Here is a 20,236-nt window from a genome sequence, read left to right as displayed (position 1 = left end):
AACCCGTTTTCACTGTCAGATCGCGAACAAGTGACCGAGCTTGGTGCGCTTGGTCTCGAGGTAGGAGGCGTTTTCGTCGGTCGACGGTGCCTGGAGTCGGACGCGATCGGTCACGGCAATGCCGTAGCCATCGAGTCCGACGATCTTGCGCGGATTATTCGTGAGCACCCGAATGCTCTTCAGACCGAGATCCAGCAGGATCTGCGCGCCGATACCGTAGTTCCGCAGATCGGCCTTGAATCCCAACTGTTCGTTGGCTTCCACTGTATCCGCGCCGTGATCCTGCAGTTCATAGGCCTTCAGCTTGTTGAGCAGTCCAATCCCGCGGCCTTCCTGATCGAGATAGACGATAACCCCTCGCCCTTCCGCCTGTATCATGCGCATCGCCGTCTCGAGCTGCCAGCCGCAATCACAACGCTGGGAGTGAAAGACATCGCCCGTCAGGCACTTGGAGTGCATGCGCGCCAGCACGTTCTCGCCGTTCTCAACGTCGCCGAACGTGAGCGCAATATGCTCACGGGCGTCCACGTCATTCCGATACCCCACCACCCGCCACTCGCCGAAGGCGGTTGGCAACCGCGCGTCGGCGACGCGATGCACCAGGCGATCGGTCTTCAGGCGCTAGGCCACGAGCTGCGCGATGGTGATGAATGTGAGGCCATGCTGCCTCGCATACACTTCCAACTGCGGACGGCGCGCGGTGGTGCCGTCCTTGTTGAGGATTTCGCAGATCACGCCGGCACTGCGCAGGCCGGCCAGGCGCGCCAGGTCCACTGCGGCCTCCGTGTGCCCGACGCGTTGCAGCACGCCGCCATCGCGTGCGCGCAACGGGTGGATATGTCCCGGCAGGCGCAGATCCGCGCGCGTGCTTGTCGGATCGACCGCCACGCGAATGGTAGTCGCGCGATCGCTGGCACTAATCCCCGTTGTCACGCCAAACTTGGCCGCCGCGTCGATGGAGACGGTAAACGCCGTCGACATGGACTCGGTGTTGTGGTCAACTTGCGGTTGCAGGTTGAGATGATCGGCCCACGCATTGCTCATCGCGAGGCAGATCATGCCCTTGGCGTCCAGCATGAAGTTCACCATGTCCGGCGTGACGAGCTCCGCCGCGCACAGCAAGTCGCCCTCGTTCTCGCGATCCTCGTCGTCGGCAACCACGACGAACTTCCCGGCCGCAATGTCGGCCAAGGCCTGCTCCACCGTTCCGAACGTCATGTCCTGCTCTCCTATTGATTCGGCCGTCACGCGTGGACCTCCGCACCGACCCGAGACAGCTGCGGGGTCAACAAGCGTTCGACATGTTTCGCCAGCACATCGGCTTCGACATGCACCTGATCTCCAACCGCCAGATCGCCCAGCGTCGTGTGTCGCATGGTGTACTCGATGATCGACAATTGCACCCCGGTGTCGAGTAGCGCATTCACGGTCAGGCTGACGCCATTGACGGCGAGCGATCCGTGCGCCACCATCAACGGCCGGAGCGCTTGCGGCAAGGCCAGATCCACCAGCCACGCGTCGTCCTGCATGACCGTCCGCGTGACCGTGCCGAGGTCATCGACGTGTCCCAACACCAGATGACCGCCCAACCGGTCGCCCAATCGCATCGCACGCTCGAGGTTCACTCGCGTACCCACGGCCCACCGGTCGATGGTGGTGCGCCCGAGCGTCGTGACCACGGCCGCCACCGTGAACCAGGCATGGTCGTCATCAATGGCGCCGTGCTCGCGCACCGTCAGGCACGCGCCATTCACGGCCACACTTTCGCCGTCGGCCAGATCGCGATAGCGGCTGCGAATGCGCACCTCGCGCCCCGCTGGCGTCAGCGCGACCTGGTCAATCGTTCCCACATCGTCGACCAGGCCCGTGAACATCCTGTCTTCAGTCTCCGGAAACCGCGTATGAAGTCATCAGGTCAGCGCCGTATTCGCGACGTGCTATCACGCGAAACCGCGGGGCGGTCTCGGCAGGCCGCGATGGCAACGTCGCAAATGCCGCCAACGCCCCCGCCCCCAGAATGACCGGTCCCTGAAAAGTAATCAGTCGGTCGACCTGACCGGCGGCCATCATCGCCGAGGCCAGCGTCGCTCCGCCCTCCACCAGCAGATGCTCGACACCGCCCGCCCGCAGCTGTCGCAGTGCGTCCGAGAGGGTGGTCGCCTGCAGGACCTCTACGCCGGCCGAGCGCAGGGCCGTTTCGGCATCGGGCCGACTCCCATCGGTGACCACCATGACCGGGACCTCCCGTGCGGTCCGGACCAACAGCGAGTCCAGCGGCAGTCGGGCGCGCCGATCGAACACCACCCGTCGCGGCGTGAGGCGCGGTGCCGGGACATCGCGCACGGTGAGTGCCGGATTGTCCGAAAGCACGGTGCCGATCCCGACGGCCGTCGCATCGGACTGCGCACGCAACGCGTGGACGGCCCGTCGCGCATCGGGACCGGTCAACCACCCGCGCGCCCGGCTGGCATCCACGAGGGCCCCATCGATCGACACTGCGAGTTTCAGGGTGACGAAGGGACGCGACCCTTCACGCACCGCGAACAGAAAGACCGCGTTGAGATCCCGCGCTTCGCGCTCGCACACGCTCGACGTGACGTGCACGCCATCTGCACGAAGGTGCGCGCCGCCGCCCGCCGCGATGGGGTTGGGGTCGGGCACGGCATACACGACGCGCACAACGCCAGCGTCACGCACCGCGCGCGTGCACGGCGGCGTCTTCCCGACATGATCGCAGGGTTCCAGCGTGACATAGATGGTGGCGCCGCGCGCCGATGCGCCTGCCGCGCGCAATGCCATCACCTCGGCATGATCACCGCCGAATCGCGCGTGCCATCCTTCTCCGACAATGGTGCCATCCCGCACGACCACCGCGCCAACCAGCGGGTTGGGCGCGACCTGCCCCGCCCCGCGCTCGGCCAGTGCAAGCGCCCGTTGCATGTATCGCGTGTCGTCGTCACGCGCATCTGTCACGATTGGATCAGAACCGGACGGTGACGCCGACGGAACCGTAGGCGTACGTCTCGTTGGCTCGGCGTCCGCCGAATGCATTCAGCGTCTCGCGCAGCGTTCCCGCACTGGATCGGCCGTACTCCGCCACCAGACGCGCCAGCGGCACACCGAACGACGCGTTCACGAATGCGGTGTTGCGCCTGACCGTCTCTTTGAGCGTCGGGAATGTGATCGTGGCGCGCGTCGGTGTCCCCAACACGGCTTCATTGACCACCGCCTGCAATCCGCTCACGCCTTGGATCTCATCGCGCCCCACCCCGGCTGCCACCCCGAACAGCACGAAGCGCTTGCTGGCGACGATGCGCAGGGTGTTCGCGGTGAGCGACATGTTTCGCACCAGCAGGGTGTCGTTGGCGGGCGTGTAGTCGAGATCGAGCGTTGGGACCTTTCGTCGCACCCAACTGACGCTGAGTCCCGGCACGAACGACGATTCCTGCAATGCTCCAACGCGCACGCCGTACGACAAGGCGACACGAGAACCCTGTGGCTTCAATCCGAACTTGCCCGAGGAAATCGCTGACGAGCCGATCACGCCAAGGAGCACGTCCACGCCCCCGACGTTGGTGACACCCATTGGAAGTCCGGCCAGCAGGCCGATGGCTGCGTCGAGCGACGGCATCGGCACCGGCACGCGATCCGCGCCAAAATCATCAGCAACGGCCGCCGAGCGACTGAGCGTCAACGGCACGGTGTTCTTCGGCAGCCGTCCATCTACCGCTGTCACGCGCAACGTGACGGTGCGCTTGCCCCACCCGCCGAGTGTCCCGCCCTCTCCCAATACGTGATTGCCGCCGGCGAGGGCCACGCCAACCTGCGGCACGACGAAGGCGAACAGGTCCGACGCCTTTCGGCACACGTCGGCGGCGCTGCCTGCCGCCGTCGGCGTTACCGTGCAAGTCGGGGAGATGCCCTGCGCGTGGGCGATCTCGGCGACGCTGACGGCCACACCGAACGCGATGCCGAACCGCTGGGCGCACAAGGCCCAACGCCTGCTCACGCGAGTACGCCGTCGAACCGCACCTTGCCGGTACCCGGCACCAGGCGTCCCAGCTCCCAGGCTGCAATTTCGTGCGCTTCGGCCTGCTGCATCACCAAGCGCGCCTTTTCCGGCGACGTAATCACGACCATTCCCACTCCCATGTTGAAAGCCCGGTACATCTCAAGTCGCGGAACGGCGCCCGCCTCCTCAAGTACCCGGAACCACGAAGGGATGGTCCATGTGTTGGTGATCACATCAGCGTCCAGCGTGTCCGGCAGCGCCCGATTGAGATTGCCCGGCAAGCCGCCACCCGTGATGTGCGCCATCGCGTGAATATGGCTTAGCACCGGTTTGAGGCATGCGAGGTATGACCGATGCACCTTGAGCATAATGTCCGCGACACTTGCCCCATCGGCTTCAGGAAATGGATCGTTGGGACCGAGTTGCAGGCGCTCGCTGATGATGCGGCGGGCCAAGGAGTAGCCATTGGTGTGGAGGCCGTCACTGGCGAGGGCCACCATGACATCGTCAGGTTGCACGCGCGCGCTGCCCAGGACCGCGTCTTCCTCGACGATGCCCACAATGAAGCCAGCCAGGTCGTAGTCCGGTGGCGTGTATACGCCGGGCATTTCCGCCGTTTCACCGCCGATCAAGGCACAACCGTTCTCGCGACACCCGGCGGCGACACCGGCCACCACCCCCTCCACCACTGGCGGCTCCAGTTTTCCGAAGGCCACATAGTCCAGAAAGAAGAGCGGCACGGCGCCCTGCACCAGGATGTCATTCGTGCAGTGGTTGACCAGGCAATGCCCTATCGTGTCATGGCGCTCGCTTTCGATGGCCAGCTTGATTTTCGTTCCGACGCCGTCGGCACTGGCAACGAGCAGCGGCGCCCGGAAGCCTTCCGGCACGCGAAACATGCCGCCGAATCCGCCAAAGACACCGCGTGCGCCCGAGGTCATCGTGGACTGCACCAGCCTGGCGAGCCGATGCTTGGCGTCGTCCGCCGCCTCGATGTCGACGCCGGCCGAGCGATAGTCGAGCGGTTGTCCCTGAGCGCCCGTCACGTCTCGAGATCCGCGTCGAAGGCCACCAACTGCCGGAACTCCTGCACTCGTGCATCAATGTCCGCGCGCGTGATCTGCAGCAGGCGCGTGTTGGAAAACTGCTCGACGGCAAACGAACCCATGGCCGATCCAACGACAACGGCGCGCCGCATGGAGCGATCGCTGAGATCGCCCGTCATGGCCAGGTACCCGATGAACCCGCCGGCGAAGGAGTCGCCGGCTCCCGTCGGGTCGAATACCGATTCGAGCGGATACGCCGGCGCAAAGAACACGCTGTCGTTCGTGAACATGAACGCCCCGTGCTCGCCCTTCTTGATGAGCACATGCCTCGGGCCCTTTTCGAGAATCCAGCGCGCCGCCTGTACCAGATTGGTCAGCCCGGTGAGTTGACGCGCCTCGCCATCGTTGAGCGTGATAAGGTCGACATGTCCCAGCAATTCAATGAGTTCCGGACGGCGCGACTCAATCCAGAAGTTCATCGTATCGCACGCCACGAGTCGAGGCCTCTCCACCTGTTCCAGCACCTGCAGTTGGAGACGCGGGTCGATATTCGCGAGGAAGACGAACGGCGCGCGGCGAAACTGTTCCGGAATTTTGGGGCGGAAATGCGAAAACACGCCCAGATGCGTCTCCAGCGTCTCGGCGGAATTGAGATCGTGCCGGTACCGACCACGCCACCGAAAGCTCGACCCGGCCGCATGCTCGACGCCCGACAGATCGACACCACGCTCGCCGAGGACGTTGAGTTGGTCGATGGGATAGTCGTCGCCCACCACACCCACCAGCTGCACCGGTGCGAAATGCGAGGCCGCCGACGAAAAGAATGTTCCGGATCCGCCGAGGACGTCATCGGCACGTCCGAAGGGGGTTTCAACCGAGTCGAGTGCGACGGACCCGACCACCAGGACGGTGTTGGCGTCACCCATGCTCACATGCGCTCCGGCGCGGAAAGTCCGAGAATCCGCAGCCCGGCGGCAAGACCCAGCTGCGTGGCGCGCGCCAACACGAGGCGTGCACGCGTAATGGCCTCGGGCTCGCCGAGGACGTGGTGCTTGTGATACCAGGTGTGCGCCGCGCGCGCGGTTTCCAGCAACCACGCGGCCATGCGATGCGGTTCGAGCTGCTCGGCGGCGGCCAGCACCATCGACGGGAAATCCAGCAACTGCTTGATGAGCTCCTGTTCGGCCGGCTCGGCGAGCACTGCGAGGTCGACGCCCTCCGCGCTGACTGTCGCCGCATTGATCTCGCCGACGCGAAAGATGCCGCACATGCGCGCATGGGCCATTTGCACGTAGTAGACCGGATTCTCCTCGGACTGACTGCGCGCCAGATCGATATCGAACACCAGTTGTGAATCACCGCGGCGCATCAGGTAGAAATACCGCACGGCATCGCGGCCCACCTCGTCAATGAGATCGCGCACGGTGACGTACGCGCCAGCGCGCTTGGAGATCTTCATCTCCTCGCCGCCTTTCATCACGGTCACCATCTGGTGGAGCACATAGTCGGGATATCCGGCCGGGATGCCCATGCGCAACGCCTGCAGTCCGGCGCGCACGCGCGTGGTGGTGCTGTGGTGATCCGCACCCTGCACATTGATGGCCCGGTGGTAGCCACGTTCCCACTTGGTGACGTGATACGCCACGTCGGGCACGAAGTAGGTATAGTCGCCACCCTTGGCCGCGCTCTTCCTCATCACGCGATCCTTGTCATCGCCGAACGCCGTGGTGCGCAGAAACAACGCCCCATCTTCCTCGTAGCTGAAACCCGACGCCTGCAAGGCATTCACCGTCTTGTCGACGCGACCGTCCGCATACAGGGAGCTTTCGAGATAGTACGTGTCAAAGTCCACGCCAAATGCCTGCAGGTCGAGGTCCTGCTCATGACGCAATGCGGCGACGGCAAAAGCGCGCATGGCCTCCAGATCATTCCCGGCGGCATCTGCCGGATGTTGCTGGACATACGCCTGCGCAATTTCGCGAATGTACTCGCCGTGATATCCGCCCTCCGGGATGTCCAGCGGCTGTCCGGACAATTCCCGCACGCGCGCTTGTGTGCTGCGGGCGAGGTTGGCAATCTGCGTCCCCGCGTCGTTGTAGTAGAACTCGCGGTCGACGTTCCACCCGGTCCACTCGAGCAGCGTACTGATCGCATCGCCCAGTGCCGCCTGACGGCCGTGGCCCACGTGCAATGGGCCTGTCGGATTGGCGGACACAAACTCCACCACCACGCGCGCGCCGTGGCCGACGTCCGCGTGGCCCCATCCTTCGGGGTTGGCGAGAATGGGCAGGAGCCCCTTGGCAAGGTATCCGGCATCCAGCCGGAAATTCAGGAATCCGGGGCCGGCAATGTCGGTGCTTGATACGCCGACGGTCGCCATATCCATCGAACTCACCAACGCTTCGGCGATCTCGCGCGGCTTGCGCCCCAACGACTTGGCGAGAAGCATGGCGATATTGGTGGACCAATCACCATGCGCCGGATCTCTTGGGCGTTCGAGTACCGGGGCGATGTCATCGGGCGCACCCAATGCACGCGCGGCGCGCGCAATCTCGGCGCGAAGTGCCTCAGCCTGATTCACGTATTGATGGTCGCGGGAAACCGAACTCGCGGCGGTCAGTCGCCTTTCGGCGACGAGGGAGGACTGGCGGCGGGCTTGCTATCAGACGATTTGCTGTCACTCTTGCCGGCCGTACCACTATCGGATGACCCCGACGCACCCGAAGACGCACTGTCGCCACCCCCTGCCGTGCGCTGATCCTTCTTGCCGTCCTTGCCGTAGTCGGTGATGTAGAATCCCGAACCTTTGAACAGGAGGGCCGCACCGCCGGAAATAATGCGCACAGCCATCCCGTCACCGTTTGGCGAAGGGATCTCGGCAGGCACTTCAGAGATCTTGTAGATCCGTTCGATGATCGTGCCGTCGGGGCAGCGGAACTCGTAAGTCGGCATGGAATCGAAACTTGGACGATACGTGACAGAGGGCGACGCAGTCACGAATCATAGCCGACCTACGGGGTCGGTTCAATTGGCCGACCGCGAAATCCACCGCGTTCGTGGAGCCGTCACGAGACATACAGCACCGGATCGCCCGGCGTGTACGTCACATGCAGCGGATTCAGCCCGCTGGTGCGCTGGGGCGAGTTGGGGAGGAGGACCCCATTGGCATTCCACAAGGCCCCGTGGTTGGGGCACCGGAAACTCTGGCCATTCTGGACCTGGACTGTGGTGCCCGCGTGGGGACAGGTGAGCGAAAACGCGGCAAAACTGTTGGCTCCGCTTCGTACAACGGCCACCGCCGTGAAATTGAGCGTCCCCACGGAACCTGCCACGCCACCCACGTTGGCGAGCGCCGGCCAGGCTGCGATGGTGACCGCCAGACCGCTTACCGCGACCGTCAGCGTGACCGTGAGCGTTCGAGAAGCGACGCCGGCGCCGGAGACTGTAATCGACGCGGAATACGTTCCGACGGCCAGCGCCGCGGTGAGGGGCCGGACCGTCAAGGTACTGGGCGTCGACGTGCCACTCAACGACGACGTCGATAGCCAACCGGACGCGCCAGCTCCGTAGGTGATACCGATCGACAGCCCACCAACCGTTCCGCTGCCCGAGTTGATCACTTGCACCGCCTTGGCCGCTGGCGACAGGCCGATGTCGCTGGAAAAGCTGAGGGCCGATGCGGAAAGCTGCACCGCGGGAGGTGTGCTGGTGTCGATCACCACCAGCGTCACCGCAATCGTCTGCGCGTCGTTGCTGGCACCCGGCGCCGAGACACGGATGGTCGCGGTATAGGTGCCCGCGCCAAGGGTGCCGCGAGCGACCGTCAGTGTCAGCACGGATGGCGTCGCCAACGTCGACAATGAGGCCGCCAGCCATCCCGATGACTGATTGCTTCCATAGTTGAGCGCGAGCGTGACGCCGGTCAGCGCCCCTCCACCTGCATTCGAGATGGTTACGGTTTGCGCCGCGGGCACGGCACCACCGACCGTTGACGCGAAGGCAATTGTACTCTGCGAGACGGCCAGTACGGGGGGACCCGGCGGCGCGACCACGCCGCCAACATTCAGACTGCCGTCCGAATCGACCGTGACGACAATCGGCGTCAGGTCGACGGTTGACTGTCCACCAGTCCACACGCCATTGCGCGAAAACCGCGCCCCGTGATTGGGACAGGTATATCCATCTTCAACAACACCGACGACCGTGCCATTGTGCGGACACACCAGCGAGAACGCGCGGTACTGGCGAACCGCCGTGGTTTCCACCACCATCGGGGCGCGTCCCGGCGCGGTGATCACCGCACGCCCGCCGACCGTCTGGAGGTCCGGATACAATCGAGGATCAATCCGAATCGGGTCACGGACCAGCTCCAGCCGCGATTCGGGACCATCGAATACCCCGTCGCCACAGGCGGCCAGCAAGGCACCGATCGAGACCATTGACGCCGTCCCCAGAAACCCTCGGCGATCGAGACGCGCGCACTGTGCACACGCATGCTGGGCCGCATTATCCGGCTCCGGGCGGTCGGTATGTGGCGGTGTAATCATCGCGTGAAGTTGGCGGATGGCTGAGTTCGTTGCCAGTCTGTCCCATCACACCCTCGGCTCAATTCGTCGAGCCCGGGGTAATCATGCGGCGTCAGTACCCTTCCCACGCCGCCTGCGCGGCACCACTCTCCAGTGGTCATGTATTCAACGTGCTTGTATTGCCATGCCAATCTGGGGCGGAATGAGACGGTGGAATCATTTCCAGTGGGCCGCCGCCTGGCATTTGACCCCGTTCGCGCACGCCTCTGGGTGATCTGCCGTTCCTGCGAGAGCTGGAATTTGTCGCCGTTGGAACAGCGATGGGAAGCGGTGGAGGAATGTGAACGCGCGTATCGCGCAACCCCCATTCGTGTCTCCACAGACAACATCGGACTGGCGACTGTGTTGCTTATGTTGGATCTGGTGCGTGTCGGCAAGCCGCTCCGTCCGGAGTTCGCTGCGTGGCGATACGGTAGCCGCATGCGCCGTCACCGATGGCAGCGTGCCGCATCCGCAAGCACCGGCGCGCTCGTGAATGGCGCCGCCATGGCCTTCGGCACGGTCGCCGCCCTTGCCGGCGTGGCCGCCATGGCAACAGGCAGTCGGCTCATTCGCCATGGCGTGCAACAGCCGTTGGAACAGATCGAAGCGCGACTGAACTATGATCGCGTGCTGGCGCATGTGCGCACGCCAGACGGTACGTTGCGACCACTCCGGTTCAGTCACGTCGTGCGGATGGAGATTGTGGCCACGCACGACCGTCAACCCTGGAGTTTTCGCCTGGCGCATCAGAATGGCATCACGGAACTCAGCGGCCCGAAGGCGGGACAGATCGCCGGGCAGTTGCTCTCGCGGTTGAACCCGCGTGGTGGCACGAGCAGTGAATGGCGGCATGCCACGCGCCTGATCACCGATGCCGGTGATCCGGAGCAGTACATCCGTGCCAGTGGCATTTTGCGGTACACCCGTCGACGCAAGAATTCCATCTTCTGGGACGACTCGGTTGGTGTGCTCGGACTAACACCGACGGAACGGCTCGCGTTGGAGATTGCCATGCACGAAGACACGGAGCGTCAGGCGATGCAGGGCGAACTGGCGGCGCTGGAATCTGCGTGGCGCGATGCGGAGGTGATTGCGGCGATCGCGGATGGGCTGTTTGTCGGGTAGTTGAGACGGGAGACGGGAGACCGGAGACGGGAGACGGTCACTCTTCAGTCTCCCGTCGTCCGTCTCCCGTCTGTTACTCAGGGGTTCCCGGTCTGGCCGCGAATTTCACCGCCCGGAAACACGCTGGAGTGGACGTTCACGTAGGCGTTGCCGGTTTGGAGCAGCACGAAGAGCGAATCCAGCGAGATGACGGGCTGACCACTGATGGGTCGGATGTTGGACGCGGTGAACGTGCCCGTCAGCACCCCGCTCGGATTGGGCAACGGCGTGGTGAGCAGATCCACGATGATGCCCGAAGCGACGGCGGATGTGGCTGGTGCATGAATGTGTAGACCAGTCGGCGCGCTGCCGATGCCCTGATAGGTGACCGTGTACGACACCGTCGCTCCGCTGCGGGTGAACAGGGCGGCGCCATTGGCGGTGCTGGCATTGGCCGTCGGTCGTTCGTTGGCGCCGTTCATCTGCGCAAAGATGCTGGGGGCGGCCACGGTCACGATGCCGTTCATGCCGGAATGCAGCGAGCAGGTATAGTTGAATGTGCCGAGCGTGCTGAACGCCCGACTGATAGACCCACTGCTGGTGACGGGAATGTCGGCCGGCGCACCGGTTCCGGAGAACAGCACGTTGTGGTCTCCGGTAAAGGACCAGTTCACGCTGCCGCCAACGCCGATGGTCACACTCGTCGGCGTGAACACATTGGCACCGGTTGCACTGACGCTGGCCGACGACGCCACGGCCGCTGGCGCCGAGACCGTGACCGCCGCGTTGGCGGTGGATGTCACGCCATCGCGCGTGAGCGACGCGGTGATCGTGACCGCACCTGGCGCGATCGCTGTCACCGTCCCTGCCGCATCGACCAAGGCCTTGGTGCGATCACTGGTAGCGAATGTCGTGCCAGTGACACCCCCGATGGTGGTGTTGCGCGCGTCACGCGCGGAGGCCGCAAGGGACACTACGGCACCGATGGCCAGCGACGGCGACGCCGGAGTGACCGCGAGGGTTGCAAACTTCTGCAGCACGTCCACGGTGAGCGTGGCCTGAACCGACCCGCTGGTGGCCGTAATTGTGGCCGAACCGTTGCCTGTTGCCGTCACGGTGGCCCCACTGCCACTGCCAGAGACGGTGGCCACCGAGGTGTTGCTTGACGACCAGCTCACCGTCGCGTTGGCGAGCACGTTCTGGCTTGCATCCTTCACCAACGCCGTCACGGCCCGGGTCTCGGTGATGGACACAAACGCGCCGCTCGTCGCGGACGACAGCGTTATGGACGCGGCGGTTGGTGTGGGTTGCGTGGTGCCGCCGTCGTCGCCACCACCGCACGCAGTGGCCATCAACAGCAGGGTGAGCGTCGCGGAACGTATGAAGCGTTGCATTGGTCGGCCTCGGTCGAGTTGTTGATCAGAACCACATGAGTGTGACACCGACAGACGCCAGTCCCATGGAGGCGATAGCGACGTTGCGATGGGCGCGGGCATCAGCGGGTCGGCGTTGGACCGCGCGACTGGCCATCAGTCCCGACAGTGCGAATCCGGCATCGGCGCCCAGCATCGAAAACACATGCAGCGTGCGACGTGTACTGACCGAACCGTCGTGTCGCGCGCCCCACAGATTCCAAAGCCCCGTTACGGAGTTCACCGTGAACAGCGTTCCTACGCCAAATGCGACCGCGCGATGCGCGCTACGCAGATTGGCGTCGATCGGCACACGACGAGTCCCATTGTAGACGCCGTCTTTTTGCGACAGCAAACGCTGGCCGAGGACGTATTGACCGGCGAACAACGGAAGCATGAGATAGCTCCCATAGCGATGCACAGTCAGTCGCCGCCCGTACCACTCCGACAGCGTGACGGCGCGCCGTCGCGGCAGCGTGTCAGCATCGGGCCTCGGGACGCGCCGCAACCCTACCGGAGTTGTGGTTCCCGACGTGCTCGTCTCAGCAGCGATCGAAACGACGGAAGACGGATTCGGAGAGTTGGCCAGTGGCCACGAGGTCGACCAGGACATCGCCGCGCACCACAGGACGATCGCACACGACAACGGGGCCTCGCAGGAAGGAGTCGTACAGGCCGACGGCGTAGCCGACAGTCTTATTCCCGAAACACATCGTTGTTGGCGAGCTCAACCGATATGCGCGAGCCGGGCGAGGACGATGGAGGCGGATGTCGGTCGCTGATCGGGGTCGGGCCGCGTCAGCTGCGCAATGAGCGCCTCAAGTCCGCCGGGTACGGCACGAGTCGCCCGCGCGTCGGAGGCGATCGCTGCGGCTGTTCGCGACCGTCGTTCCGGCTGTTCGGCAAGCTTGTTGGCCAGAAACGCCATGGGTGTATCCGCGCCGGATGGCGTCGCCCCCACCACGCATTCGTGCAGGACAATACCCGCCTCGTAAAGATCTGTCGCGACACTCGCCGCACCGCCGATGAGCTGCTCGGGTGCGAGGTACTCGGGTGTGCCGACAATCGCGCCAGCCAAGCGCCCCGCGACACTTGAGGTAGTTGGCGTCATCACCCCTGGGGTACGCTGGGCCTTTCTAACAACGTGCGCCACGCCGAAGTCCGTCACCTTCAGCACTCCATTGGGACCAACCAGCAGATTCTGCGGCTTGATGTCCCCGTGCACGATGTGTTGCTCATGTGCGGCAGACAGTGCCCGCATGAGTTGACGTGCCAACGACAACACGGCCGGCACAGGCAAGGCCCCCGTCACCCGAATCACGGTGGAAAGCGACGCGCCCTCGACGTACTCCATGGTCAGGAACGGGACCCCGTCGCTTTCGCCGATGTCGTGTGTCCGTACGACGTTTCGGTGAGTGATTCGGCGAGCCATGCGGAGTTCCTCGCGCAGCTGCACACGGGCCGCGTCATCGACCATGGCGAACTCGGGTCGCAGCAGCTTGACCGCCACCGCCTCACCCAGCACGCGATCCCGCGCTTTGTAGACCACGCCTGTGCCGCCACTGCCGATACACGCCTCGATGCGATAACGATTGGCAAGCAGGTACCCGGGCAGGTACCAGGTACCCGGGTTTCACGCCGACATCGGACACCGTGCGTGACGCCGCTGCGCCCAATGACAACTCGCGCGACACGCCAGAGCGGGAAGGCTTCTTTTGGGACGTCGCTTGCGCATCGCGCCGTGATTCATCGACCGCAACCGCCGCCGCCGTCGTGGCGCTCAGTGAATCCTTGTCGCGCAGGTCCACCAGCAGTGCATCAAATGCTCGAGCCAATGAACCGATGTCGCCGCCGCTGTCGTCGTCGGTCGCCATGGATGCATCGGTTGAGGCATAGTTGCCGTCGGCCGCGCGACGCACGGCCGCCGCCAGCGCGCGCACCGGTCGGGTCACACTCCGCGCGGCAATCCATGCCGCCAGCAATGCCAGCAGGAACCCGAGTGCGCCGGCGGCGAACAGGGAGCGTCGAACGCCGGCAAGCGTCGCCAAGGCCCCATCCTGTGGCCGCATGACCACGAAACCGCCGATGACCTCGCCACCGGCTGTCGCCAACGAGGCACTCTGGGTGGTCCATGTGGCATCAGCAAGCGTCAGCTCTCGTCGCAGCGGCCGCGGCGCATTGCCTGCCACGCTGTCTCCCGGCGAATACCCGAGGAGCCCGGAGACGGCGGCGCGGAGCGCGTCCGTGGACGGAAGTGAGGACGCGACCACATGCGGATGACCGGTGCGATCACGGGCAAAGAACACAATCTCGCTCGCGGTGGCAGACCGGATATCGGCCGCGATCGAGGAGTCGATCACGCGGGTCGCCACCAGCACACCAAACGGCGCCCCTCGCGGAAGCGCCACCGGAACTGCCGTGGCCTGAAAGAGCAGCGAATCACCGGACACGCCGAATCCGCCGGACACCAGGCCGCGCAACGCGCTCGCCACCAGTGGCACGCGTCCCAATGCATCGCCGGACGCGGACGGTTCGTCCGACTTGGCGAGCAGTGTACCAACGCCGTCCGTGATGAACACCCATTTGGCGTCGAGTTGCTCGACGGCTTCAAAGGTCTGATCGAGAATGTCATCGCGGCGGCGTTCTGCAACCAGCGTGCGGAAATAGGGTCCCTGCACGAACACGCGCGCGCCCCCGGCCAGACTGCGTTCGCGTCCTGCCAGCAATTGGGCAACGAGGTCTGCCGCCTGTTCGAGATTTCGTCGCGCGGTTGCGTCCGCCGATCGACGGGCCGCCGATGACGCCATCAGCAAGGCGACCATCACGACCACGCCGACGATGATGGCCGTACCGGCGAACACGCGCCAGGTGATGCTCGATACGGCACGTGCCCCTTCGCCGCGGCCGGACGCGTCGACGGGGTTGTCGGCGCGCGTATCGGTCACGCGATGCCCCGTTGGCGGTGCGGCTCAGTAACGATCGGCACGCGTGGATGCGTACGGCTTGCCGAACTTATCGGGGTGCGGCGCGGGCGCGTAACTCCGCGCATCCAGTGCAATCACGAGACCATCGAGGCCCGACGCCGACACCGTGATCGACTGCACCGTTTCCGCGGCCCGTTCGTGCCAGACATGCAATCGGTAGGTGCCGGCCGGCACGCCCGGCACCTGAAATGCGCCGCTCCTATTGACGCGCGCGACATACGGCGTACTGACCGCCAGCACCAAGTTCACCATGCTCGCCTCAATACTGCAGTAAATGTCGTACACGCCGGCGCGGGGAAGATGGTGGCGCGCGATGCGCCCGTGCGGTACAGCCCGAGATCAAACGCGCCCAGGGCACTGTTTGAGAACACGTTGTGACTGAACGGATCCTTGTTGGGATAGGCCACGCTGCCACCGACCCGCACGATCTGCACGTGCGGCACGAACTCCCGGTCCTTCATATTCACTATCGTATTGTCCAGCGGCGTTCCGGCGCGCGCGATCACGCCGTCGGCCGTCAGGTAGACGACGGCATCCGCGAGGTCTTTGCTGGCTTTTGAACCGCGCTCGAGCATCGAAACCGTTCCCGCAACTGCGCCTTGCGATCGGGCGCTCGGGACGGCGACGCAATGCGCCGCCACGGTGACGATCGCCAGCATGCGGTGCGGCCTGCTCCACCAGCGCATCAGAGTTCGATACCGAAGAAGAGATTGAAGTGACGCGTGGCATACCGCCCGGTGGGGCCGCGTGTCGCGATGCTCCGAAACTCGGCTCCGAACAGGAGGGGCAGCGATGGTCGCCACTCGAGATGCGTGGCACAGGCGCTGTTCCGCTGCCGGGACGGCTGCCCATTGTGCACCCGATCGGTACCACACCCGCTTCCCACCATCAGAGTCGGACGCAGTTGCGCGTTGAGCTGGAGCCAACCGGCCGTGTCGGTCAATGGATCGCCGAGGGTCTCACCACGGGAAGACGGCGCGAAGTTCTGTCCAATTCCCCCACCACCTAGGCCGCGGAGCAAGCGCCCCTGATACGCCTCACCACGCAGTTCCAGCCCATATGACAGTCCGATGCGCACGTCCGCGCCGACGGCGCGACTCACGGTCAGGGAGTCACCGGAAACGCGCAGCCATCCGCGATGCGCACTCAGCCCGATCTCTCCACCGCGGTCACCGATGCGCTGTGACGAGGTGGGGTCGTGCTCCCGCCCCCATTGGGCGCGCAACCGCGCTTCGACGCTGGGGCGCGCCGATCGCAGTCCGGCGTCGACGCCGTCCACTTCGTCGACGTGGCGATCGCCACTGAACGGATTGATGAGCGCCCCCTGCACCGCCCAGTGCACCGCGTGGTGGCCGGCGCGCAGCACGCCGACGTCGCGGGTAAGCCGCACCTGCGGCAACCAGTTCCAGAGGTTGCCGGCGGCGGAGAAATCAGGAATGCCGATCGCGGCCACACCGACCGGGTCGAGATCGGACATGAGCGGCGTATCCGCACCGATCATGAGCTCCGTGCGCTCCCAGCGGAGAAATCCTCGCACGGTCCGCAGTCTGGGCGGCGGAAAGAGCGGCGGTCCATCTGTTGTTTGACCGGCAAAGAAATCGAGTTCGACGTCCGACGAAAACGTTGCACCAAGCACGCTATCCACGCTGACGGAACCACCAATGGTCGTCTGCCGAATCGACAATCCCAGGACCCGGCCACCGGACGCCCCGTATTCCGCGCTGACGCCTCCCGGTGCTTTCGCGAAGATAGGCACCTCAGGATTGTTGGCGTCAGCTGTGGTCAAGAACGCATTGGTGAGCAGGCGGGCGTGCAGGTCGAGACGCAACCGCGAGCGCAGACGCACCGAGGTTGATGACTCCGTTGCGACCTGCTGTCGCAGCAGCGCGATATCGGCCTCGGCGCGGGCCAATCGCGCGCTGAGCGAATCGGCGCTGACCGATCGCGCGACTGAATCGCGCGGCGGAGTCGTTTGCGCTGACGATGTCTCGACGAACATCAATGAACACGCCACCGCCAAGAGACCGCAGCGCCTTCGTGCGTCGCGAGGGAAAGGGATGAAAGGCATCACCTCTCCAATCAGCCTCAGCGGGCGCCTGTTGGCAATATGGCCCCGCTCGCTCTACAACGAGCGCGGCGTTGGTGATCAGCGCACGTGGGCCCGACTCAACGGCACAAGAGTGACCCACGGCATATCGCCGACCAGCACCGAGCCCGCACTGGCCTCCGGCCACGCGATCAGTCCCTGCGCACCATCCTGCGACACCACGGCGCGCCGCTCCGCAAAGGCACGGCGCAATTCGGGGGTGCGAAACAGCGATGACTCCGCCACGACAAACTGCAGCACCACCTGCTCGTTCCAGCGATAGGCCAGCACAGCGGCCGGCTCGCCATCGAGAGCGGCGGTCCACGCGGCGAGCAGGTGCGCCTCCGGATTCGCAATCGGATTCACGGGAAACGGCAGCGCCCGTCGAACTGCTTCGAGGTCTCGTGCGCGCCCCGGAAGGTCTCCCTGCAACACGCGGCGAGATTCGGCGAGAATGCCGGCAATTGCGGGCACCGCTGGTCCGGCAACCATCGGCTGCGGGTCGAGTTGCGGCGACCCGCCTGGCAGCAGCATAACAGCGGCGAACGCGGTGATGGTTGTGAGGAGCAGGCCGACCGCCGCCCACCGACGCACCGGCCGCCGTACAGTCGACACAGGCGGCGCCGAGGCTACCGGCGTGGGCGTCGTCGCCAACGCCGAACGGATGCGGGCTTGCAGCGCGGCGGTCGCCGTGGGCACGGTGCTCCGCGACAAACGCAGACTGACCGCCTGCTGCACGCGCAGTTCACTCCGGCAGCGTCCACAGCCCAGCAAATGCGCGTCAATCTGCGAACACGTTTCCACCGGCAGTTCGCCGTCGGCGTAGGCGCCGAGCAACGTGGCCAGCACCTGATGTCGCGCCTCGCGAGCCGCGTCATCTTCGGGCTGACCCGATGGGCGCATCGCGTGCAAAGATTCAGTCATGACGGTCTCCGTCGATTCGACCCGTTGGCGCGAATGACACGCAAGGCATCCGGTACGTCCTGCGCCGGTGACGCACCCAGCGACCACGCCGATCGGTTTTCCATGATGACTCCGGCCAGCAGCCGACGGCCGCGGGAGATGCGACTCATGACGGTGCCGATGGGTACCCCAACGATGTCGGCGATTTCCTGATACTTGAATCCATCGATGTCGTGCAGTTCCACCGCGGTCGCAAAGTCCTCAGGGATCGACATCAGGGCTGCCTGCAGCATCTCCGCGTCGATGCGCGCCGCGACCTCAGCGAAAACCGAGTCCGCCTCCCCGGCCACCAGATCTTCGTGTATCTCGTCGAGCCGACTCATGGGCACCAGTCGGTTGCGGCGACCGCTGCGCTCCAACGAGTCACTCAGCACCGTGCGCAGGATACGAAATAGCCACGGACGCACGCTGGTCGCGTCCTTCAAGTCGTCGAACGCCATCCAGGCCCGCATGCACATATCCTGAACGGCGTCTTCCGCATCGCCCAGGTCAGGCGTACGGCGCACCGCAAAGCCCAGCAGCCGGTCAAGGTGCGGCAGGACCAGCGATTCGTAACGGACTTGCCGTTCGGCCGCAGACTCAGGAAGGGTGGTAACAGTCATCACAGGAGGGTGGACACGCCGGAACGGAAATCTATTCCCGGGTTGGGCTCCACCTGTTTTCGATTGGCCGACTGGACGGGCGGCGCCCAAGCCGCCACCTTCGCCTGCATGAATCCTCCCTCTCTCCCTCAGGCCAGCGCCTCGCTCGACGCGCTCTGGATGCCCTTCACCAATAACCGGGCGTTCAAGGCGGCGCCGCGACTGCTGGTGAGTGCCGAAGGCATGTACTACCAGGACGCCGACGGTCGGCAGGTGCTGGACGGCGTCTCCGGGCTGTGGTGCGTGAATGCCGGCCATGGCCGCGCGGAAATCGTGGCCGCCATTCGAGAGGCCGCCGGGGTGCTGGATTATGCCCCGGGCTTCCAGATGGGTCACCCGTCCTCGTTCGCCCTCGCCGAACGGCTGGCCGGATTCCTTCCGGGAACGCTCGATCGGGTATTCTTCACCACGTCGGGCAGCGAAGCCGTGGATACCGCGCTCAAGATGGCGTTGGCGTATCACCGCGCGCGCGGCGAGCCGCGACGTGTGGCGTTCATCGGCCGTCAGCGGGGATACCACGGCGTGGGATTCGGTGGCATTTCCGTTGGTGGCATTGCGCCCAATCGACAGGCATTTGAGGCGCAATTGCTGCCGCACATCGATCACCTGGTGCACACGCACGATCTGGCGCGCAACGCATTCTCCCGCGGGCAACCGCCATTCGGTGCGGAATTGGCCGACGATCTGGAGCGCGTGGTGGCACGCCATGGTGCGGATACGATAGCGGCGGTCATCGTCGAACCTGTGGCCGGTTCAACCGGTGTGCTGATTCCTCCCGTCGGATACCTGGAGCGACTGCGCGCGCTCTGCGACCAGCACGGCATCCTGCTGATCTTCGACGAGGTCATCACGGGCTTCGGGCGTACGGGTGCGGCCTTTGCCGCCACGAGATTCGGTGTGACGCCGGACGTGATGACGCTGGCCAAGGGCATCACCAACGGTTCCGTGCCCATGGGCGCGGTGTGTGTGGCCCGCGCCATACATGACACGGTCGTGTCGCAGGCGGCCCCGGGCATCGAGTTCTTCCACGGCTACACGTATTCGGGACATCCGCTGGCCGCCGCCGCCGGATTGGCCGCGCTGCACCTGTACGAATCAGAAGGGCTGTTCGCGCGTGCCGCCCTGATGGCCCCGCATCTCGAATCGTCGATTCACACGATGCGCGGTCACGAGCACGTGGTGGACGTGCGGAACGTGGGCCTGGTGGGCGCCATTGAGCTCTCGCCGCGCGACGGCGCGCCCGGCGCCCGGGCGCAGGAGGTTTTTCTGGAGTGCTTCCGACGTGGCGTGCTGGTTCGGCAAACCGGCGACACGATCGCACTGGCGCCACCGCTGATCGTTTCCGCCGCGCAGATCGACGAACTGGTGGGCACGGTGCGTGACGTGCTGGATGCGATCGCGTGAGCAGGGGACCATCGGC

19 protein-coding genes and 1 pseudogene are annotated in these 20,236 nt (G+C 65.0%); 2 read left to right on the top strand and 18 right to left on the bottom strand.

Translation table 11 applies throughout. From position 1 onward, the window contains the following. Nucleotides 1-15: 15 nt before the first annotated feature. The 9 genes and pseudogenes from IPP90_12255 to IPP90_12215 form a co-directional block, all read right to left on the bottom strand. Nucleotides 16-1,218, bottom strand: a pseudogene (locus tag IPP90_12255) (bifunctional 3,4-dihydroxy-2-butanone-4-phosphate synthase/GTP cyclohydrolase II). 26 nt (nucleotides 1,219-1,244) lie between these two features. Further along, nucleotides 1,245-1,874, bottom strand: coding sequence for a riboflavin synthase (locus tag IPP90_12250; GenBank protein ID MBL0171484.1), 630 nt, complete (start codon nucleotides 1,872-1,874; stop codon nucleotides 1,245-1,247). Nucleotides 1,875-1,881: 7 nt separating this feature from the next. After that, nucleotides 1,882-2,973 (bottom strand): bifunctional diaminohydroxyphosphoribosylaminopyrimidine deaminase/5-amino-6-(5-phosphoribosylamino)uracil reductase RibD, encoded by a 1,092-nt coding sequence (gene ribD / locus IPP90_12245; protein MBL0171483.1) that lies wholly within the window; start codon nucleotides 2,971-2,973, stop codon nucleotides 1,882-1,884. 7 nt (nucleotides 2,974-2,980) lie between these two features. Further along, nucleotides 2,981-4,009 (bottom strand): hypothetical protein, encoded by a 1,029-nt coding sequence (locus IPP90_12240; protein ID MBL0171482.1) that lies wholly within the window; start codon nucleotides 4,007-4,009, stop codon nucleotides 2,981-2,983. Continuing rightward, nucleotides 4,006-5,058 carry a phosphoribosylformylglycinamidine cyclo-ligase gene (locus IPP90_12235; GenBank protein ID MBL0171481.1) on the bottom strand — a complete coding sequence of 351 codons (1,053 nt, stop codon included), beginning with the start codon at nucleotides 5,056-5,058 and terminating at the stop codon, nucleotides 4,006-4,008. The genes IPP90_12240 and IPP90_12235 overlap by 4 nt, the downstream gene beginning before the upstream one ends. Further along, the gene (locus IPP90_12230) at nucleotides 5,055-5,984 is read right to left on the bottom strand and encodes a sugar kinase (GenBank protein ID MBL0171480.1); all 930 of its coding nucleotides are present in this window, start codon (nucleotides 5,982-5,984) and stop codon (nucleotides 5,055-5,057) included. The genes IPP90_12235 and IPP90_12230 overlap by 4 nt, the downstream gene beginning before the upstream one ends. Nucleotides 5,985-5,986: 2 nt before the next feature. Beyond that, nucleotides 5,987-7,639 carry an arginine--tRNA ligase gene (locus tag IPP90_12225; GenBank protein MBL0171479.1) on the bottom strand — a complete coding sequence of 551 codons (1,653 nt, stop codon included), beginning with the start codon at nucleotides 7,637-7,639 and terminating at the stop codon, nucleotides 5,987-5,989. Nucleotides 7,640-7,674: 35 nt separating this feature from the next. After that, complete coding sequence (locus IPP90_12220) at nucleotides 7,675-8,010, bottom strand: hypothetical protein (protein MBL0171478.1); 336 nt, start codon at nucleotides 8,008-8,010, stop codon at nucleotides 7,675-7,677. A gap of 113 nt (nucleotides 8,011-8,123) precedes the next feature. After that, nucleotides 8,124-9,605, bottom strand: a complete 1,482-nt coding sequence (locus IPP90_12215) for a Rieske 2Fe-2S domain-containing protein (GenBank protein MBL0171477.1) — start codon at nucleotides 9,603-9,605, stop codon at nucleotides 8,124-8,126. A gap of 459 nt (nucleotides 9,606-10,064) precedes the next feature. On the opposite strand from IPP90_12215, the gene IPP90_12210 reads away from it, so the two are divergent. Then, entirely contained in the window at nucleotides 10,065-10,751 is a 687-nt protein-coding gene (locus IPP90_12210; protein MBL0171476.1) for a hypothetical protein, read from the top strand. A gap of 77 nt (nucleotides 10,752-10,828) precedes the next feature. Here IPP90_12210 and IPP90_12205 read toward each other — a convergent pair whose 3' ends face one another. The 9 genes from IPP90_12205 to IPP90_12165 form a co-directional block, all read right to left on the bottom strand. Beyond that, nucleotides 10,829-12,124 carry a CHRD domain-containing protein gene (locus IPP90_12205; GenBank protein MBL0171475.1) on the bottom strand — a complete coding sequence of 432 codons (1,296 nt, stop codon included), beginning with the start codon at nucleotides 12,122-12,124 and terminating at the stop codon, nucleotides 10,829-10,831. Nucleotides 12,125-12,149: 25 nt separating this feature from the next. Continuing rightward, complete coding sequence (locus IPP90_12200) at nucleotides 12,150-12,539, bottom strand: hypothetical protein (protein ID MBL0171474.1); 390 nt, start codon at nucleotides 12,537-12,539, stop codon at nucleotides 12,150-12,152. Nucleotides 12,540-12,869: 330 nt separating this feature from the next. Further along, nucleotides 12,870-13,691 carry a serine/threonine protein kinase gene (locus tag IPP90_12195; GenBank protein ID MBL0171473.1) on the bottom strand — a complete coding sequence of 274 codons (822 nt, stop codon included), beginning with the start codon at nucleotides 13,689-13,691 and terminating at the stop codon, nucleotides 12,870-12,872. Next, nucleotides 13,657-15,087: a HAMP domain-containing protein gene (locus tag IPP90_12190; protein MBL0171472.1), complete on the bottom strand. Its 1,431-nt coding sequence runs from the start codon at nucleotides 15,085-15,087 to the stop codon at nucleotides 13,657-13,659. The genes IPP90_12195 and IPP90_12190 overlap by 35 nt, the downstream gene beginning before the upstream one ends. 24 nt (nucleotides 15,088-15,111) lie before the next feature. After that, the gene (locus IPP90_12185) at nucleotides 15,112-15,378 is read right to left on the bottom strand and encodes a hypothetical protein (protein MBL0171471.1); all 267 of its coding nucleotides are present in this window, start codon (nucleotides 15,376-15,378) and stop codon (nucleotides 15,112-15,114) included. After that, nucleotides 15,372-15,785, bottom strand: coding sequence for a hypothetical protein (locus IPP90_12180; protein MBL0171470.1), 414 nt, complete (start codon nucleotides 15,783-15,785; stop codon nucleotides 15,372-15,374). Before IPP90_12180 ends, IPP90_12185 begins: the two co-directional genes overlap by 7 nt. Nucleotides 15,786-15,811: 26 nt before the next feature. Continuing rightward, nucleotides 15,812-17,125 carry a hypothetical protein gene (locus tag IPP90_12175; protein ID MBL0171469.1) on the bottom strand — a complete coding sequence of 438 codons (1,314 nt, stop codon included), beginning with the start codon at nucleotides 17,123-17,125 and terminating at the stop codon, nucleotides 15,812-15,814. A 147-nt stretch (nucleotides 17,126-17,272) separates the two neighbouring features. Then, nucleotides 17,273-18,136 carry a zf-HC2 domain-containing protein gene (locus IPP90_12170; GenBank protein ID MBL0171468.1) on the bottom strand — a complete coding sequence of 288 codons (864 nt, stop codon included), beginning with the start codon at nucleotides 18,134-18,136 and terminating at the stop codon, nucleotides 17,273-17,275. After that, a complete protein-coding gene (locus IPP90_12165; protein MBL0171467.1) occupies nucleotides 18,133-18,777 on the bottom strand; it encodes a sigma-70 family RNA polymerase sigma factor in 645 nt (214 codons plus the stop codon). The genes IPP90_12170 and IPP90_12165 overlap by 4 nt, the downstream gene beginning before the upstream one ends. 108 nt (nucleotides 18,778-18,885) lie before the next feature. Here IPP90_12165 and IPP90_12160 point away from each other — a divergent pair, with 108 nt between their 5' ends. Continuing rightward, entirely contained in the window at nucleotides 18,886-20,220 is a 1,335-nt protein-coding gene (locus tag IPP90_12160) for an aspartate aminotransferase family protein (GenBank protein ID MBL0171466.1), read from the top strand. Nucleotides 20,221-20,236: the final 16 nt, after the last annotated feature.

Source organism: Gemmatimonadaceae bacterium (genome assembly GCA_016720905.1).
Taxonomy (GTDB): Bacteria; Gemmatimonadota; Gemmatimonadetes; order Gemmatimonadales; family Gemmatimonadaceae; genus Gemmatimonas.
Note: the sequence above shows the minus strand (reverse complement) of the source record. Positions and strands in the feature narration are given on the sequence as shown.

Excerpts from the sequence above, each read along its gene's own strand:
- IPP90_12250 (MBL0171484.1), bottom strand. The coding sequence starts at position 1,874 with ATGTTCACGGGCCTGGTCGACGATGTGGGAACGATTGACCAGGTCGCG.
- IPP90_12230 (MBL0171480.1), bottom strand. The coding sequence starts at position 5,984 with ATGGGTGACGCCAACACCGTCCTGGTGGTCGGGTCCGTCGCACTCGAC.
- IPP90_12220 (MBL0171478.1), bottom strand. The coding sequence starts at position 8,010 with ATGCCGACTTACGAGTTCCGCTGCCCCGACGGCACGATCATCGAACGG.
- IPP90_12215 (MBL0171477.1), bottom strand. The coding sequence starts at position 9,605 with ATGATTACACCGCCACATACCGACCGCCCGGAGCCGGATAATGCGGCC.
- IPP90_12210 (MBL0171476.1), top strand. The coding sequence starts at position 10,065 with ATGCGCCGTCACCGATGGCAGCGTGCCGCATCCGCAAGCACCGGCGCG.
- IPP90_12205 (MBL0171475.1), bottom strand. The coding sequence starts at position 12,124 with ATGCAACGCTTCATACGTTCCGCGACGCTCACCCTGCTGTTGATGGCC.
- IPP90_12200 (MBL0171474.1), bottom strand. The coding sequence starts at position 12,539 with ATGCTTCCGTTGTTCGCCGGTCAATACGTCCTCGGCCAGCGTTTGCTG.
- IPP90_12185 (MBL0171471.1), bottom strand. The coding sequence starts at position 15,378 with ATGGTGAACTTGGTGCTGGCGGTCAGTACGCCGTATGTCGCGCGCGTC.
- IPP90_12180 (MBL0171470.1), bottom strand. The coding sequence starts at position 15,785 with ATGCTGGCGATCGTCACCGTGGCGGCGCATTGCGTCGCCGTCCCGAGC.
- IPP90_12175 (MBL0171469.1), bottom strand. The coding sequence starts at position 17,125 with ATGTTCGTCGAGACATCGTCAGCGCAAACGACTCCGCCGCGCGATTCA.
- IPP90_12170 (MBL0171468.1), bottom strand. The coding sequence starts at position 18,136 with ATGACTGAATCTTTGCACGCGATGCGCCCATCGGGTCAGCCCGAAGAT.
- IPP90_12165 (MBL0171467.1), bottom strand. The coding sequence starts at position 18,777 with ATGACTGTTACCACCCTTCCTGAGTCTGCGGCCGAACGGCAAGTCCGT.
- IPP90_12160 (MBL0171466.1), top strand. The coding sequence starts at position 18,886 with ATGAATCCTCCCTCTCTCCCTCAGGCCAGCGCCTCGCTCGACGCGCTC.